This window comes from Streptomyces sp. NPDC001027, from assembly GCF_040299045.1.
GTDB lineage: Bacteria > Actinomycetota > Actinomycetes > Streptomycetales > Streptomycetaceae > Streptomyces.
Genome location: NZ_JBEPBI010000036.1, coordinates 36,967 through 52,979, shown reverse-complemented (window position 1 = coordinate 52,979; position 16,013 = coordinate 36,967). Strand labels below are relative to the sequence as shown.

Below are 16,013 nucleotides of genomic sequence, written 5' to 3'. Positions count from 1 at the left end.
GCGGGCGGCGACCCGACCGGGCGGCGATCGGCGCCGCCCTCGCGACCGGGGCGACCATCGCGGCGTACACGGTCGTCGACGGCCTCGGCGTGCGCGCCTCCGGCTCCTCCCTCGGATACATCGCCTGGCTGATGGCCGCGCAGGGAGCCGTCGTCCCGGCGTACGCCGTCCACCGGTGGCGCGGCCGGACCCTCGCGGTCCTGCGCCCCTTCGCCGCCCTCGGCCTGCTCGGCTCGGCCCTCTCCGTCCTCGCGTACGCCCTCGTGCTGTGGGCGCAGACCCGCGCCGACCTCGCCCCGGTCGCAGCGCTGCGCGAGTCGTCGGTGCTGGTCGGGGCCGCCATCGGGGCGCTGTTCTTCAAGGAGCGGTTCGGCGTGCCCCGTCTCGTCGCCGCCGGGCTGCTGGTCGCCGGCATCGGTCTGATGCTCCACCAGGGCTGACGCCCGTCGGCCCCGGGCCGTCCGCTGGGTGCGGCCGCTCGCTCCGAGGCGCACCCTGGAACCACAGGCTTCGGAGGTGACCGTCATGACGCACACCGCAACGCGCACCACAGTCGGATGGCATGTCGAGCTGGAGTTCGAGGAGGACGACCGGCACACGCGCGCGGTCGCGCTGGTGCGGCTGCCCGACGGGACCGAGGTGCGGTCCCAGGGGCACGCCAGCCGGCACACCGTGGACGCGGACCAGCCACGGGTCGGCGAGGAGATCGCGGGCGCCCGCGCGCTCAACGAGATCGCCATGCAGCTGCTGACCAAGGCGCACACCGAGATCGACGACGCCTCGGGCCGGACGTCGCACCCGATCAACGTGTAGACCCGGCGCCCGGCACGCGCCACCCGCATCCGCCACACGACATCCGCCACACGGCGTCCGGCGCCGCGATGCCGCTGCCGCCGTCACGCCGTCGGCGCCGTCAGGGGGTCGTCGCGGTCGCGGTCCGCAGTGCCCGGAGCAGGGCCTGCGCTCGCGGGTCCGCCGTCACGCTCGTCCGGAAACCGTTGGTGACATAGCCGAAGGCGATCCCCGACTCCGGGTCTGCGAGGCCGAGGGCGCCGCCGCGGCCCGGGTGACCGAAGGCGTCGGGGGACAGCAGCGGGGAGGCGGGGCCGTGCAGCATCGGGCCGAGGCCGAACCGGGTGTTCACCACCAGCACCCGGTCCGGTCCCGCCGACTGCTCGCCGCGCGCGAGCCGCACCGTCTCCGGCCGCAGCAGCCGCACCCCGCCCTCCACGTCGCCGATCAACGACGCGTAGAAGCGGGCCAGACCCTCGGCCGTCGCGACGCCGTTGGACGCGGGCAGCGCGGCGGCCCGGTACGCGGCGTCGTTCTCGTCGGGCGGCGGGGTGATCGCGGCGAAGGCGCGGCGGGTGAGGGAGGCCGGATCGGCGTACGCGGCGATGACGGCGGGCTTGGGCCGGGTCCGCAGCGCGCCCTTCTGCGCCGGCGCCTCCGTCTGGCCCACGCGCCCTGCCCGCCCGCGCTCCGCCGCCGGCAGTCCGAGCCACAGGTCGGCGCCGGCGGGCCGGGCGATCTCGTCGGCGATCCACTCGCCGACCGGCCGTCCGGTGATCCGCCGCACCAGCTCGCCGGTGAGCCAGCTGTAGGTCTGCGCGTGGTAGCCGTGGTCCGTCCCGGGCTCCCAGACGGGGGCCTGCGCCGCGACCGCCGCCGCACCGAGGTCGGGGTCGGCGGCCTCGGCGGGCGTCAGCGGCCGGTCGAGGACCGGCACGCCCGCGCGGTGCGCGAGGACATGCCGTACGAGGGTGCGCTCCTTGCCGGCCGTCTTGTACTCGGGCCAGTACGCGCCCACGGGCGCGTCCAGGTCCAGCTCGCCGCGCTGGTGCAGCAGCAGGAGCGCGGCGGCGACCACGCCCTTGGTCGCCGAGCGCACGATCTGGGCCGTGCCCCGCTCCCAGGGGGCCGTGCCGTCGACGTCCTTCGTGCCGCCCCACAGGTCGACCACCTTGCGGCCGTCGCGGTAGACGGCGACCGCCGCGCCCCGGTCGCCGAGCGCCTCGAAGTTGCGTGCGAACGCCTCCCGGACCGGCTCGAAGCCCTCGGCCACCTCGCCGTTCACGTCCACGCCCGCACGTCCTCTCACAGATCGCCTTCGACTGACCGGGCAACGCCCGGGGCGAGCCTGCGATTCCGTCGTCCCGTCAGCCGAGAATGATCGTTACATCGATGTTGCCGCGCGTGGCGTTCGAGTACGGGCACACCTGGTGCGCAGCGTCCACCAACTTCTCCGCGAGGCCCGGGTCCAGGACGGGCAGCGAGACGCTGAGCGCCACCGCGAGCCCGTAGCCCTTGGTGCTGTTCGGGCCGATCCCGACCTTCGCCGCCACCGTCGACCCCGTCAGGTCGTAGCCCGCCCGGTTGCCGACCAGGATCAGCGCGTTGTGGAAGCAGGAGCTGTAGCCGGCCGCGAAGAGCTGCTCCGGGTTGGTGCCGTCGCCGTCGCCGCCCAGCTGCGGCGGCATCGCCACCTTCAGCGCGATCTGGCCGTCCTGACTGGTCACGAACCCGTCGCGGCCCCCGTGCGCGGTGGCCTCGGCGACGTACATGATCTTCGTCGGACGGGTGTCGGCGGTGCCGGCCGTCCCGGCGGTCTCTTTCGTGCCGACTGCGGCGCCCTCTGTCACGGAGGTCCCTCCCCAAACATCTTCCCCAATTACATCGTGCACAAGGTACCGGCCGGTAGGTAGGTGCGTCCCGGCCAGGGCGAAGTAACCCGCGGTAACTTCGGTGCGGGCCGCGGATCTGTGCGGCCGGCCGGACAGAACGGCCCCGGAGGCGGTCCTTTAGCGGGCGCGGTCCGTCGTCGGGTGTGCGCGCTCGGCGAGACCCCACAGCTCCTCGCGCAGCCGCGCGACCTCCGCCGTCTCCAGTCCCGTCGACGCGAGCAGCGACGCGGGGACGCGCTCCGCCCGCTCCTTCAGCTTCTCGCCGGGCCCGGTGCACGCCACCAGCACCGAGCGCTCGTCGTGCGCCGCACGCTCCCGGCGCACCAGCCCCGCCGCCTCCAGACGCTTCAGCAGCGGCGACATCGTGCCGTAGTCCAGCCGCAGCGCCGACGCCAGGTCCTTGACCCTCGTCTCGCCGCGCTCCCACAGCACCAGCAGCACGAGGTACTGCGGGTAGGTCAGGCCCAGCTCGTCCAGCAACGGGCGGTAGGCGGCCGTCATCGCACGCTGGGCCGCGTACAGCGCGAAGCACAGCTGCTCGTCGAGGAGCAGCAGCGAGCGGTCGGCGGCGGGTTCCTCGTCAGTCACGCGCCCATTGTCGCGGAGCGCGGGTCGAACCCGAAGGGCAGCTCCAGGCGATGGGCGCGCATCAGGGCGTCGTCGGCGAGCAGCTCGCCCGTCGCGCCGTCCGCCGCGATCACGCCCTCGCTGAGGACCAGGGCGCGCGGGCACAGCTCCAGGGCGTACGGCAGATCGTGCGTGACCATCAGCACCGTGACGTCCAACGCCCGCAGGATGTCGGCCAGTTCGCGGCGCGAGGCGGGGTCGAGGTTGGAGGACGGCTCGTCCAGGACGAGGATCTCCGGCTCCATCGCGAGGACCGTCGCGACGGCCACCCGACGCCGCTGGCCGAAGGAGAGGTGGTGCGGAGGACGGTCCTTGAACTCCGCCATGCCCACCTGCGTGAGCGCGTGGTCGACCCGCGCCTCCAGCGCGGCCCCCTTCAGTCCGGCCGCCGCCGGCCCGAACGCCACGTCCTCGCGGACGGTCGGCATGAACAGCTGGTCGTCCGGGTCCTGGAAGACGATGCCGACCTTGCGCCGGATCTCGGCCATGTGCCGCTTGTCCACGGGCAGTCCGGCCACCGTCACCGTGCCGGTCCCGCCGGTCAGGATGCCGTTGAGGTGCAGCACGAGGGTCGTCTTGCCGGCGCCGTTCGGCCCGAGCAGCGCGACCCGCTCCCCGCGCGCGACGCTGAAGTCCACGCCGAACAGGGCCTGGTGGCCGTCGGGGTAGGCGAAGGCGAGGCCGGCCACGTCGAGGGAGGCCGGCACGCTGGAGGGCGCCGTCGCGTCGGGGGAGCTCGTCACATCGGTCATAGGGCCCATCCCAGCACGCAGACGACGAGAGCGGCGCACGGGAGGGTCAGCGCGTACGACCACTGGGCCCGGGACGCGGTCACCTCGTCGATCACCGGCATGGAACCGGCGTACCCCCGGCTGATCATGGCCAGGTGGACGCGTTCGCCGCGTTCGTAGGAGCGGATGAAGAGCGCGCCCGCCGACTTCGCGAGCACCCCCCAGTGCCGCACCTCGCGGGCCTCGAAGCCGCGTGACTCCCGGGCGATCCGCATGCGCCGCATCTCGTCCGTGATGACGTCGCCGTACCGGATCATGAAGGAGGCGATCTGCACGAGCAGCGGCGGCAGTCTCAGCCGCTGCAGCCCGAGCAGCAGCTCGCGCAGTTCGGTGGTGGACGCCAGCAGCACGGACGCGGCGACGCCCAGGGTGCCCTTCGCCAGCACGTTCCAGGCGCCCCACAGTCCGTCGACGCTGAGGGACAGCCCGAGGACGTCTGTCCGCTCGCCCTCCGCCACGAACGGCATCAGCACGGCGAACGCGACGAACGGCGCCTCGATCAGCAGCCGCTTCAGCAGAAGGCCGGCGGGCACGCGCGCGCGATGCGCGACGGCGGCCAGCAGCAGCGCGTACAGGCCGAACGCCCACATCGCCTCCCGGGGCGTCGACACCACGACGACCACGAACGCGAGGACGGCGGCGAGCTTGGTGTGGGGCGGCAGACCGTGCACGGGCGAGTGCCCGTGCAGGTAGAGCCGGTGGGCGTGGCCTGCTCCCATGACCGTCAGACGTTCCCGACGGCCGTGGGCGACGCGTCGGCGCCGCGTCGCCTGCGCACCGCCCAGAACACCGCGCTGCCCCCGACGACGGTCGCGCCGACGCCGATGACGCCGGCGAGGCCGCCGGACAGGCGGGCGTTGGTCACGTCCTTGACGCCGTAGTCGGCGAGCGGGGAGTCGGAGGTCGCGTGCTTCTCGGTCTTCGCGTCGATGCCCTTGTCCGCGGCGACCTTCTCCAGACCGTCGGGGTTCGCGGAGGCGTAGAAGCTGACGAATCCGGCCAGCACGAGGGAGGCGACCAGGCCCGTCGCCCACAGCGTGCGCCGGGACGTGCGCGCCGCCGCCGGCACGGCGGACCCGGCGGGCGCGGCGTCGGCCGCCGGGGCGTCGACGAGTTCGCCGTTGACCCGCAGTCGGAGCTTCTGCCGCAGGTCGCGGGCGCCGTGGACCAGATCCGGCCGCACCGCGAGCACGGCGCCCACGGTCAGCGCGGTGATCACGGCCTCGCCGACGCCGATCAGCACATGCACGCCGATCATGGCGGTGGCGACCTTGCCGATGGCCACGTCGGTGGTGCCGCCGATCCAGTACAGGAACGTGAAGGCCACGGCGGCGGCGGGAACGGACAGCAGGGCGGCGACGAAGGACGCGGCCGTGACGGACCGGCGGCTGCGCGGCAGCACCTTCACCAGGCCGCGGAAGACGGCGTACGCGACGACCGTCGTCACGACGGCCATGTCGGTGACGTTCACGCCGAGGGCGGTGAGTCCGCCGTCGGCGAAGAGGACGCCCTGCATGAGCAGGACCACGGACACGCACAGGACCCCGGTGAAGGGGCCCACGAGTATCGCGGCGAGGGCGCCGCCGAGCAGATGGCCGCTGGTCCCCGCCGCGACGGGGAAGTTGAGCATCTGCACGGCGAAGATGAAGGCCGCGACGAGGCCGGCCAGCGGCGCCGTGCGGTCGTCGAGCTCACGACGCGCACCGCGCAGGCTCACGGCGATGGCGCCGGCGGCGACGACCGCGGTCACGGCGGAGGTCGGGGCGTTGATGAATCCGTCGGGTACGTGCACCCGACGATGATAGTGGCTTGATGCGAACGGTTCGCAAGAGCGAGGACCTTGTGCATCGAAGCGCGTCGCAGTGCGCCCCCGCCGGGCGCGACGCATCGCACAGATGAGATATGCCTGCTCGAAGGAGCGGGTCGCGGAAAATGTGGGACATTGGAGGGGAGTGGACGCACAGCTTCCGCACAGGTCACGCTGCGTGAGAGGGTCGGCCGATGTCTGTAGTCGAACAGTACGCGCGAGCCCATATCGTCACGGACGCCGACCAGGTCGACGAGGAACGGACGGCGGTTCCCGTCGTCCTGCGCTACGACCCGGACAGCGACCCCCGCTCGGTGCGCGTCGGACTGCCCGACCGGCACGAGTGGACGTTCTCCCGCAACCTCCTCGAACAGGGCCTGCGCGCCCCGGCCGGCACCGGAGAGGTCCGGGTGTGGCCGTGCGGGCGGGTCCAGGCCATCGTGGAGTTCCATTCCGCGCACGGCGTCTCGGTCGTCCAGTTCGAGTCGAAGACCCTGGTGCGGTTCCTGCGCCGCACCTACACGGCCGCGGCGCATCAGCGGCCCGTCAGCCACCAGGCGTACTGATCACGACCCCGGCCGTCAGCCGCCTGGCGTACGGAAACACGCTCCCGGCCGTCAGCCGCCCAGCCGCAGCAGCGACGCCACGATCGGGCCGGCCGTGTCCCCGCCGTGGCCGCCCGCCTGGACGACGCCCGCGGCCGCGAGGTCGCCCCGGTAGGCGGTGAACCAGCCGTTGGGCTTGTCCTGGTTGTCGACCTCCGCCGAGCCCGTCTTGGCGCCGTAGTCCGGGCCGAGGCCGGACATCGCCTCGGCGGCCGTGCCGGCCGCGGCGGTGTAGTTCATCAGCTCCCGCAGCTGGGACAGCGTGGACGCCGACATCGTGCGGGACGCCTTCGCCAGCGTGCGGTGGTCCACGGACGGGGCGACCAGGTACGGCTGGTGGAAGGAGCCCGACTTCACGGTCGCGGCGACCGACGCCATGTTCAGCGGGTTCATCCGAACCCCGCCCTGGCCGATCAGCGAGGCCGCCATCTGCGCCTTCGACTGCACCGGCACCGAGCCGTCGAAGGACGGGACGCCGATCGACCAGTTGTTCATCGACAGACCGAACACCTGCTGCGCCTGCTTGGTCAGGCTGTCGTCGTCCAGCTCCGGCGCCTGGCTGATGAAGGCGGTGTTGCAGGAGCGGGCGAAACTCGCCTTGAACGAGCCGCCGGTGATCTCGAAGTCGTCGTCGTTGTGGAACTTCCAGCCGCCGTAGGTGAACGTCTTCGGGCAGGGGTGCGTCTTGTCCGCCGACGCCAGTTCCTTCTCGATGAGCAGCGACGACGTGACGACCTTCATCGTGGAGCCGGGCGCCAGCGAGCCGTTGAACGCGGTGTTGAAGCCGTGACCGGCGTTGGCCACCGCGAGGATCTCGCCCGTGGAGGGGCGCAGCACGACGACCGACGACTTCGCGGTCTTCGCCACCTGCTGTTCGGCGGCCGCCTGGAGGGCCGGGCTCAGCGTGGTCTTCACGGTGCCCGGCGTGCCCTTGCTGAGCTCCAGCAGCGTCTTGTCGGAGGCCTTCTTCGCCTTGGCCGCCTTGCCCCGGACGACCTGGAGCTCGACGCCCGCCTTGCCGCCGGCCTTCTTGCCGTACTTCTCCCGCAGTCCGTCCAGCACCGGCGCCAGGGAGGGGTACTTCGCGACCGTCAGCTCGCCGCCGGCGCGGTCGACGGCCTTGACCGGCGGGGTGCCCGACGCGCCGGTGACGAGCCGGTCGCCGTCCTGCAGGTCCGGGTGGACGACCGAGGCGTGCCAGTCGACCTGCGCCTTCCCGTTCTTCGGATTGCGGACCACGGTGAGCGCGCTGGCGTACGACAGCGGCTTGCTGACGTCCTTGTACGTCACCGTGCCCTTCACCTTGAACGGGACCGTGGCGCCCTTCGCCTCGCCGGCGCTGAGGGCGACGCCCGTGACATGGGCGTCCTTGCCGTAACCGGTCAGCAGGGCGGACGCGGCCGCGGAGTCGTCCGTGGCGGCGGCCGCCTGGGCCACCTTGCCGCCCTGCCAGGCCGTGAGGAACCGCTCGGCCACGGTCTTGGCCTCGGCCGCGGACGGCGGATCGGCCCTGACCCGCGGCGCCTGCCTGCCGCCTGCGGCTGCGGCGGAGCCGTCGTCGGCCGCCGCCCCGCCGTACAGCGCGTAGACGCCGAACCCGGCGCCCGCGACGACGACGGCGATCATGCCGCCGGCCACGGCGGGACGCCGCTTGCTGCGCTGCTCTTCGACGCGCCTTCTCTTGCCCACTGCGTGCGATCCTCCGGATCCCCTGGGGCTTCCCCCCGCCCCGCTGCCCTCGTTGCCCTCACCGACCCCAACGACGGCAACAGCCTAGAGTCCCGTCGCCGGGGAGTGACGTCATAGGTGACGTCGGCCACTTCGGTTCCGGTTCAGCCGGCCCGCAGCACCTCCGCGACGATCGGCCCCGACGCGTCGATCCCGTGGCCGCCGTCCTGGGTCATCGCGGCGGCCGCGACATCGCCCCGGTAGCCGGTGAACCAGCTGTCGGAACGGGCCTGACCGTCGACCTCGGCGGAGCCGGTCTTCGCGCCGATGCGACCGCTCAGCCCGGCCATGACCTGGGCGGCGGTGCCGCTGGTCGCGGTCCGGTTCATCATGGAGCGCAGCTGCTGGACGGTGCTCGGCGACAGCCCCTTCGCATGGGCCGGGTCGCGCCCGTCGAGGCTCAGCGGCACGATCACCGGCTGCCGGAAGGCGCCGGTGATCGCGGTCGCGGTCACCGAGGCCATGTTCAGCGGGTTCATCTGGACCTTGCCCTGGCCGATCAGGCCGGCCGCGGTGTCCGGGCCGGCGGAGACCGGGACGGAGCCGTCGAACGACGGGATGCCGGTCTGCCAGTCGAGGCCGATGCCGAACCGGTCCCGGGCCTCGTTCGTCAGCGAGTCGTCCTTCACCGAGTCGGCGAACTTCACGAAGGCCGTGTTGCAGGAGACGGCGAAGCTCTTGGAGAGGGTCGCGCCCTCGTCGGCCTTCATGCCGGTGATGTTCTTGAAGGTCTGGCTCTCGGAGACGGCCGAGGACGGGCAGGGCGCGGGTCCGTTGGCGGTCGTCAGCCCGTTGTCGATGAGGGTGGCCGCGCTGACGATCTTCATCGTGGAGCCGGGCGCGACCTCGCCCAGGAAGGCGGCGTTCCAGCCGTCGGTGCGGTTGTTGGCGACGGCCAGGACCTCGCCGGTGCTCGGCTTGACCGCCACCACCGACGACTGGGGGTACTTCTGGACCGCTTTCTCCGCCGCCGCCTGCACGCTCGCGCTGAGGGTGGTGGGCAGCTTGCCCGCCTTGCCCTCGGCGAGCGTCAGCAGCGGGGTGTCGGCGGTGTCGGGGGCGGCGTGCCGGATCGCCAGCTCGATGCCCGGCGTCCCGCCCGCCTTCGCCCCGTACTTGCTGCGCAACTGGTCCAGGACCGGCCCCAGCGAGGGGTACTTCTCCTTCGTCAGCACCTTGCCGTCCCGGTCCACGGCCTCGATCGACGGCGCCGACGAGTCGCCGGTGACCAGGGTGTCGTCCATGTTCTTGAGCGCGGGATGGACGACCGACGGCTGCCAGTCGACCAGCGCCTTGCCGGTGGTGACGCCCCGCACGACCGTCAGCCGGCTCCGGTAGGCGAGCGGCTTGGACTTCCCGCCGAACGACACCGTCGCCTTCACGGCGAACGGCACGCTGTCGCCCGTCCGCTCGCCCGGGGTGATCTTCACGCCCGTGATGTGCGCGGCCTGACCGTACGAGGTCAGCAGCGGCCCGGCCTTCGCCGCGTTGTCAGTGAGACCGGCGGCGGCCGCGGCCTGCCCCTTCTCCCAGGCCGCGAAGAACGCGGCGCTGGTGTCCTTCACCTCGGAGTCGCTCGGCGGTCCGCTCTTGACGGCCACCGGCTCCGCGCCTCCCGGCCCGCCGCTGCCGCCGGTGTCGCTCAGCGCGTTCACCACGTTGTAGGCCCCGTACCCGGCCCCGCCCACCATCACGGCGAACACCGACCCGACTATGGCCGCCTTTGCCCCCTTACGCATGTTCCGCGTCCTCCCCGTCGTCCCCGTGGCGACCCTCGCGAGTCGTTTCTGAACGCGTTCAGAAATGCGCGCTCAGCCTCACAGTAAGCGCTGACGGCGCACCCGGGGCGGGAGTTTCCGCAATCGTTAGACCCACGTGTCCAGCCACATCCGTGAACGCCAGTCGTCGATCGGGATGGCCTGGCCGGTGTAGAGGGGCCAGAAGTAGATGAAGTTCCAGGCGATCAGGAGGACCAGGACGCCCGCGCCCGTGGCGCCCGCGACGCGGCGGGTGTCGCTGGAGCCCGGGGGACCGACGAGCGCGCCGATCATCATGGCCACGGCCAGACACAGGAAGGGCAGGAAGACGACGGCGTAGAAGAGGAAGATCGTGCGTTCCTGGTACATGAACCACGGCAGGTAGCCGGCCGCGATGCCGCAGGCGATCGCGCCCGCGCGCCAGTCACGGCGGAACAGCCAGCGCCACAGCACGAACAGCACCGCGAAACAGGCCGTCCACCACAGCAGCGGAGTGCCGATGGCCAGCACCTCGCGCGCGCACTTCTCGCCCGCGTCCGTCGGACAGCCGTCCGCGCCGGGCGCCGGGGACTCGTAGAAGTAGGAGACCGGACGGCCGAGGACGAGCCAGCTCCACGGGTTCGACTGGTACGTGTGCGGCGACGTGAGGTGGGTGTGGAACTCGTACACCTCGTGCTCGTAGTGCCACAGGCTGCGCCACCAGTCGGGGAGCAGCCACGTCCAGCTGCCGCCCCTGCCGTCGGTGGCCGCCCAGTTGCGGTAGTAGCCGCCCTTGCCGTCCGTGGCGGACAGGATCCAGCCCGTCCACGACACCAGGTACGTGACCAGCGCGACCGGCACCGTCGCCAGGAACGCGAAGCCCGTGTCCCGCTTCAGCACCGCCAGGTACGGACGCCGGGCCCCCGCCACCTTGCGCGAGCCGACGTCCCACAGCACCGCCATCACGCAGAACGCGACCATGATGTACAGGCCGTTCCACTTCGTGCCGATGGCCAGGCCCAGCATCAGGCCCGCCCCCCAGCGCCAGGGCCGCCACCCGATGCGGGTCGTCTCCGCGAGGTGCGCGTCCGGACGGCAGCAGCCGTCGGCGTCCGGTTCGAGCGCCGCGGCGAGTCGCGCGCGGGCCCAGTCCCGGTCGGCCACCAGACAGCCGAACGCCGCCAGCACGAAGAACATCAGCACCCCGTCGAGCAGGGCCGCCCGGCTCATCACGAAGTGCAGTCCGTCCACCGCCATCAGCGCGCCCGCGAGGCAGCCGAGGAACGTGGAGCGGAAGAGGCGGCGGCCGATCCGGCACAGCATCAGCACGCTGAGCGTGCCGAGCACCGCCGTCATGAACCGCCAGCCGAACGGATCGAACCCGAAGAGCAGTTCGCCCAGCCCGATCACGTACTTCCCGACCGGCGGATGCACGACGTACGCCGCGTCCCCCGGGATCGGGACATGACCGCCCGAGGAGAGGATGGCGTCGTTGGCGTTCTTGTCCCAGTTGACCTCGAACCCGCGGTGGACGAGCGCCCACGCGTCCTTCGCGTAGTACGTCTCGTCGAATATCACCGCCCTGGGGCTGCCCAGATGCCAGAACCGCAGCACGCCCGCGAACAGCGTGACCAGCAGCGGACCGAGCCAGGACGACCAGCGCACGATCCGGTCCGCCCACCCGTACGGGACGCCGAGCGCCTGCCACAGCCGCGGGCTGGGCTGCGCGAACGGCGGCAGCAGGCGCTCCCGGACGTCGGCGGACGACTGCGCCGGCCAGCCGAAGCGGCGCAGCCGCTGCTGCCACGACGGCCGCCGGTCGTGCGGCGCCGGGTCCTGCCGGTAGTCCGTGGAGTCCATGGAGGACGCGGTACTGGTCACCGCGCCATCGTAGGGAACACGTCTGTGTGAGTCCCGTGTCTCTCCCCCTGCGAGGATGGAAACGTGACAGCTACGCCCCGAACCGCCCCCGGAGTCCTCGTCCTCGCCGGCACGCCGATCGGCGACGTCGCGGACGCCCCGCCGCGCCTCGCCGAGGAACTGACCGGCGCCGACGTCATCGCCGCCGAGGACACCCGCCGACTGCGCCGGCTGACCCAGGCCCTGGGCGTGACGCCCAAGGGGCGGGTGGTGTCCTACTTCGAGGGCAACGAGACCGCCCGCACACCCGAGCTGGTCGAGGAACTCGTCGGCGGCGCCCGGGTGCTGCTGGTCACCGACGCCGGGATGCCCTCGGTCTCCGACCCCGGCTACCGGCTGGTCGCCGCCGCCGTGGAGCGGGACGTCCGCGTCACCGCCGTCCCCGGCCCGTCCGCGGTGCTCACCGCGCTGGCCCTGTCCGGGCTGCCCGTCGACCGGTTCTGCTTCGAGGGGTTCCTGCCGCGCAAGGCGGGCGAACGGCTGTCGCGGCTGCGCGACGTCGCCGACGAGCGCCGCACGCTCGTCTACTTCGAGGCCCCCCACCGGCTCGACGACACCCTCGCCGCGATGGCCGAGGTGTTCGGAGCGGACCGGCGGGCCGCCGTCTGCCGTGAACTGACCAAGACGTACGAAGAGGTCAAGCGCGGCCCGCTCGGCGAGCTGGCCCGGTGGGCGGCCGAGGGCGTGCGGGGCGAGATCACCGTCGTCGTCACCGGCGCGCCGGAACGCGGGCCCGAGGAGCTCGACGCGACGGAGCTGGTCCGGCGTGTGCGGGTGCGCGAGGAAGCGGGCGAACGCCGCAAGGAGGCCATCGCGGCGGTCGCGGCGGAGGCCGGACTGCCCAAACGCGAGGTCTTCGACGCGGTGGTGGCGGCGAAGAACTCCGGCGCGCTGTGACGGGTGTCCCGGTCCCGCTGTGACGGCTGGTGCCGGGGTGTTGTGAACGGGCTCACACCCCCTCTGAGCAGGGCGCATGTCGTCTGAGCGTGCGCCCCATGCGCGGGCAAAGGACCCCGGGCCCTGGGGCAAGGGACACCCAAATCGGCTTCAACAGTGCACAGGTCGAGTGCATTCGCCGCGGGGGAGGCGTCCACTGGACGACGGGACGTGAACCGTCCCACCAGCGGACCACGGGAGCGGTCATGAGTGACATCACAGGGCAGACCGGCCTCCGCGGCGGCGCGAGCGCCGTCGTCAACGAGTCGTACTCCTTCGCCTGCATGCGCTGCGGGCACGGCTGGGAACAGTCGTACGAGATCGAGCACCACACCGACGCCGACGGCCACGAGTTCGTCCTCTACGTGGCGAACGGGCGTGTCGTGCCGTCGCCGCTGAGCCGGCCGGCCTGCCAGAACTGCGACGGGCACATCGTGCGCATCATGCGGGCCGGTCAGGTCTCCTCGGTGCTGAGCGCCGCCCGTCAGCGCAAGGCGTCCCCGGCCGGACCGGTCCAGGCGCCGGTGACGGCGGCCGAGGGACAGCCCGAGGCGCAGCCCGAGGGGAGCGCGGAGGGGCAGCCGCTGCACCACTGGCACCTGTCCGACCTGCTGCACCCGTTCCGCAAGGCCGGCTAGCCGGGAGCCGGCCGGGCAGGGCGAGCCCCTTCCGTAGGATCGGGGCATGTCTTCGAACGCCGGCGACCGCGCCGACAAGAGTGCCGCGCCGCCGCTTCCGGCCCCCCTCGGGGCGCCGGTCGCGGACTCCCACACCCACCTCGACATGCAGTCGGGCACGGTGGCGGAGGCCCTCGCCAAAGCCGCGTCGGTCGGCGTGACCACGGTCGTCCAGGTCGGCTGCGACGTACGCGGCTCCCGGTGGGCGGCCGAGACGGCGGCGGCGCACGACAGCGTGCACGCCGCCGTCGCCCTGCACCCGAACGAGGCGCCGCGCATCGTGCACGGCGATCCTGGGGGAGCGGGATCCCGCCAGGGCGCGCGGACGCCGGGCGGCCCGGCGGCGCTCGACGAGGCGCTCGCCGAGATCGACCGCCTCGCCGCGCTCCCGCACGTCAAGGGCGTCGGCGAGACGGGCCTCGACCACTTCCGCACCGGCCCCGAGGGCAAGGACGCCCAGGAGAGCTCGTTCCGCGCCCACATCGAGATGGCCAAGCGGCACGGCAAGGCCCTGGTCATCCACGACCGCGACGCCCACGCCGACGTCCTGCGCGTCCTGAAGGAGGAGGGCGCCCCCGAGCGGACCGTCTTCCACTGCTACTCCGGCGACGCCGAGATGGCCGAGATCTGCGCCCGCGCCGGCTACTTCATGTCCTTCGCCGGCAACGTCACCTTCAAGAACGCCCAGAACCTCAGGGACGCCGTCGCCGTGGCGCCCGCGGAGCTGCTCCTGGTGGAGACCGACGCCCCGTTCCTGACGCCGGCGCCCTACCGCGGACGCCCGAACGCCCCCTACCTCATCCCCGTCACCGTGCGCGCCATGGCCGCCGTGCGGGGCGTCGACGAGGACGTCCTCGCCGCCGCTCTCGCCGCCAACACGGCACGCGCGTTCGGGTACTGACCCGCACACACGCGTCGAACACCACACTCGGTAGCCGCGCCACTTTGGAGAGTGACCGTCGCTCCGCTAGGTTCTGGGGGCCCGATCCGGACCCCACCCCTGGAGTGTCGGCGTGAGCAACTCGCAGTACCTCGAGTACGGGACCTACGGCGGCGGGACGCAGGTCGACCTGCACAACGCCGAGACGGTCGCGTACGGCGTGTACGCGGCGCCCGGGACGTACGACGACACGTACCGCCCCTCGTACGAGGAGTTCGCGGAGTACGAGGAGAGCGCGGCGGACGGGGCGCACGAGACGTACGACGCGCACAGGCCCTACGACGCGCAGCCGGCCCGGGCCGAGCCCGCGCGGACGCTGCAGCTGACCGAGCCGGTGCTCCCGCTCCCCGAACCGCCGCCGCCCGCACAGGGCACGGGTCGGCGGGCGGAGCGCCGGCGCCGGGCACGCGACGCCGAGCGCCCGGAGTCCGCGGTGCGCAGGCTGCTCCCGCAGGCCCTCGTCGTCGCGTTCCTGGCCGGCGGCACCACCGCGTTCGTCGCCGACGACAAGGCGGTGGAGCTGACCGTCGACGGCAAGCCGCGCACCCTGCACACCTTCGCCGACGACGTGGGCGAACTCCTCGCGGACGAGGGCGTGCGGGTCGGCGAGCACGACGTGGTCGCACCCGCCCCGGGCACGGACCTCGCCAGCGGCGACGAGATCACCGTGCACTACGGGCGGCCCGTCCGGCTCACCCTGGACGGACAGCGACACGAGTGGTGGACGACCGCGCACACCGTCGAGGAGGCGCTCCAGCAGCTCGGGGTGCGGGCGGAGGGCGCGTACATGTCCGTCTCGCGCTCCCAGCGCATCGGTCGCGCGGGGCTGGCGCTGGACGTGCGCACCGAGCGCTCCGTCACCGTCATGGCCGACGGCCGGGCCCGCACCATCCGCACCAACGCGGCGACCGTGCGCGAGGCGGTCGCGGCCGCCGGGATCACCCTGCGCGGCGAGGACACCACCTCCGTCGACCCCGGCAGCTTCCCGCGTGACGGCCAGACCGTCACCGTGCTGCGGATCACCGGCGCCGAGGAGGTCCGCGAGGAGCAGATCCCGTTCCACGTGCGCCGCACCGAGGACCCCTCGCTGTTCAAGGGCGCCGAGGTGGTCGAGCGGGCCGGGCAGCCCGGACTGCGGCGCACCACCTACGCCCTGCGCTCCGTGAACGGCGTGCGGCAAAAGCCCCGGCGGATCCGCGACGAGATCGTGCGCGAGCCGCGCGAGCAGCGGGTGAGGGTCGGGACGAAGCCGCTTCCGTCGTCGGTGCGGGGAGCCGACGGCCTGGACTGGCGCGCGCTCGCCGCCTGCGAGTCGGGCGGCCGGCCCGGCGCCGTCGACCCGTCGGGCACCTACGGCGGGCTCTACCAGTTCGACACCCGCACCTGGCAGAGCCTCGGCGGCAGCGGACGGCCCCAGGACGCCTCGGCGGCCGAGCAGACGCTCCGCGCGAAGAAGCTGTACGTGCGACGCGGCGCGAGCCCCTGGCCGCACTGCGGACGACGCCTGCACGGCTGACAGCGCCCCACGCCCGCCGGAGTGCGGGGGCGGGTGTGCGGCCCCG

At 72.9% G+C, this 16,013-nt stretch carries 16 protein-coding genes; 7 read left to right on the top strand and 9 right to left on the bottom strand.

The window, feature by feature from the left end; translation table 11 throughout:
• Both ABT300_RS13565 and ABT300_RS13560 read left to right on the top strand, forming a co-directional pair.
• Positions 1-440, top strand: a 440-nt coding sequence (locus ABT300_RS13565; protein WP_351674644.1) for an EamA family transporter, incomplete at its 5' end; no start/stop codon positions are given.
• An 85-nt stretch (positions 441-525) separates the two neighbouring features.
• On the top strand, positions 526-813 hold the full coding sequence (locus ABT300_RS13560) for a DUF1876 domain-containing protein (RefSeq protein ID WP_319276304.1): 288 nt from the start codon (positions 526-528) through the stop codon (positions 811-813).
• A 100-nt stretch (positions 814-913) separates the two neighbouring features.
• Here the strand turns inward: ABT300_RS13560 and ABT300_RS13555 are convergent, their stop codons facing one another.
• The 6 genes from ABT300_RS13555 to ABT300_RS13530 form a co-directional block, all read right to left on the bottom strand.
• On the bottom strand, positions 914-2,083 hold the full coding sequence (locus ABT300_RS13555; RefSeq protein WP_351674643.1) for a serine hydrolase domain-containing protein: 1,170 nt from the start codon (positions 2,081-2,083) through the stop codon (positions 914-916).
• 76 nt (positions 2,084-2,159) lie between these two features.
• Positions 2,160-2,642, bottom strand: coding sequence for an organic hydroperoxide resistance protein (locus tag ABT300_RS13550; RefSeq protein ID WP_452987341.1), 483 nt, complete (start codon positions 2,640-2,642; stop codon positions 2,160-2,162).
• A 159-nt stretch (positions 2,643-2,801) separates the two neighbouring features.
• Positions 2,802-3,272: a MarR family winged helix-turn-helix transcriptional regulator gene (locus ABT300_RS13545; RefSeq protein WP_351674642.1), complete on the bottom strand. Its 471-nt coding sequence runs from the start codon at positions 3,270-3,272 to the stop codon at positions 2,802-2,804.
• A complete protein-coding gene (locus ABT300_RS13540; protein ID WP_351674641.1) occupies positions 3,269-4,063 on the bottom strand; it encodes an energy-coupling factor ABC transporter ATP-binding protein in 795 nt (264 codons plus the stop codon). Before ABT300_RS13540 ends, ABT300_RS13545 begins: the two co-directional genes overlap by 4 nt.
• The gene (cbiQ, locus tag ABT300_RS13535) at positions 4,060-4,821 is read right to left on the bottom strand and encodes a cobalt ECF transporter T component CbiQ (RefSeq protein WP_351674640.1); all 762 of its coding nucleotides are present in this window, start codon (positions 4,819-4,821) and stop codon (positions 4,060-4,062) included. Before cbiQ ends, ABT300_RS13540 begins: the two co-directional genes overlap by 4 nt.
• 5 nt (positions 4,822-4,826) lie before the next feature.
• On the bottom strand, positions 4,827-5,894 hold the full coding sequence (locus tag ABT300_RS13530; RefSeq protein ID WP_351674639.1) for an energy-coupling factor ABC transporter permease: 1,068 nt from the start codon (positions 5,892-5,894) through the stop codon (positions 4,827-4,829).
• Between the two features lie 209 nt (positions 5,895-6,103).
• On the opposite strand from ABT300_RS13530, the gene ABT300_RS13525 reads away from it, so the two are divergent.
• Positions 6,104-6,475, top strand: coding sequence for an SsgA family sporulation/cell division regulator (locus tag ABT300_RS13525; protein ID WP_351674638.1), 372 nt, complete (start codon positions 6,104-6,106; stop codon positions 6,473-6,475).
• Positions 6,476-6,526: 51 nt separating this feature from the next.
• On the opposite strand, the gene ABT300_RS13520 is transcribed toward ABT300_RS13525, so the two are convergent.
• From ABT300_RS13520 to ABT300_RS13510, 3 genes are all read right to left on the bottom strand, one after another.
• A complete protein-coding gene (locus ABT300_RS13520; RefSeq protein WP_351674637.1) occupies positions 6,527-8,203 on the bottom strand; it encodes a penicillin-binding transpeptidase domain-containing protein in 1,677 nt (558 codons plus the stop codon).
• Between the two features lie 143 nt (positions 8,204-8,346).
• The gene (locus ABT300_RS13515; RefSeq protein ID WP_351674636.1) at positions 8,347-9,981 is read right to left on the bottom strand and encodes a penicillin-binding transpeptidase domain-containing protein; all 1,635 of its coding nucleotides are present in this window, start codon (positions 9,979-9,981) and stop codon (positions 8,347-8,349) included.
• A gap of 126 nt (positions 9,982-10,107) precedes the next feature.
• Positions 10,108-11,859, bottom strand: coding sequence for a dolichyl-phosphate-mannose--protein mannosyltransferase (locus ABT300_RS13510; protein WP_351674635.1), 1,752 nt, complete (start codon positions 11,857-11,859; stop codon positions 10,108-10,110).
• Between the two features lie 63 nt (positions 11,860-11,922).
• Here ABT300_RS13510 and rsmI point away from each other — a divergent pair, with 63 nt between their 5' ends.
• The 4 genes from rsmI to ABT300_RS13490 all read left to right on the top strand — a co-directional run bounded on the left by rsmI (position 11,923) and on the right by ABT300_RS13490 (position 15,967).
• Positions 11,923-12,795: a 16S rRNA (cytidine(1402)-2'-O)-methyltransferase gene (gene rsmI, locus ABT300_RS13505; protein WP_351674634.1), complete on the top strand. Its 873-nt coding sequence runs from the start codon at positions 11,923-11,925 to the stop codon at positions 12,793-12,795.
• A 245-nt stretch (positions 12,796-13,040) separates the two neighbouring features.
• Complete coding sequence (locus ABT300_RS13500; RefSeq protein WP_351674633.1) at positions 13,041-13,472, top strand: hypothetical protein; 432 nt, start codon at positions 13,041-13,043, stop codon at positions 13,470-13,472.
• Positions 13,473-13,518: 46 nt separating this feature from the next.
• Entirely contained in the window at positions 13,519-14,412 is an 894-nt protein-coding gene (locus tag ABT300_RS13495; protein WP_351674631.1) for a TatD family hydrolase, read from the top strand.
• A gap of 112 nt (positions 14,413-14,524) precedes the next feature.
• Positions 14,525-15,967, top strand: a complete 1,443-nt coding sequence (locus ABT300_RS13490; RefSeq protein WP_351674629.1) for a resuscitation-promoting factor — start codon at positions 14,525-14,527, stop codon at positions 15,965-15,967.
• The last annotated feature ends 46 nt before the right edge of the window (positions 15,968-16,013 follow it).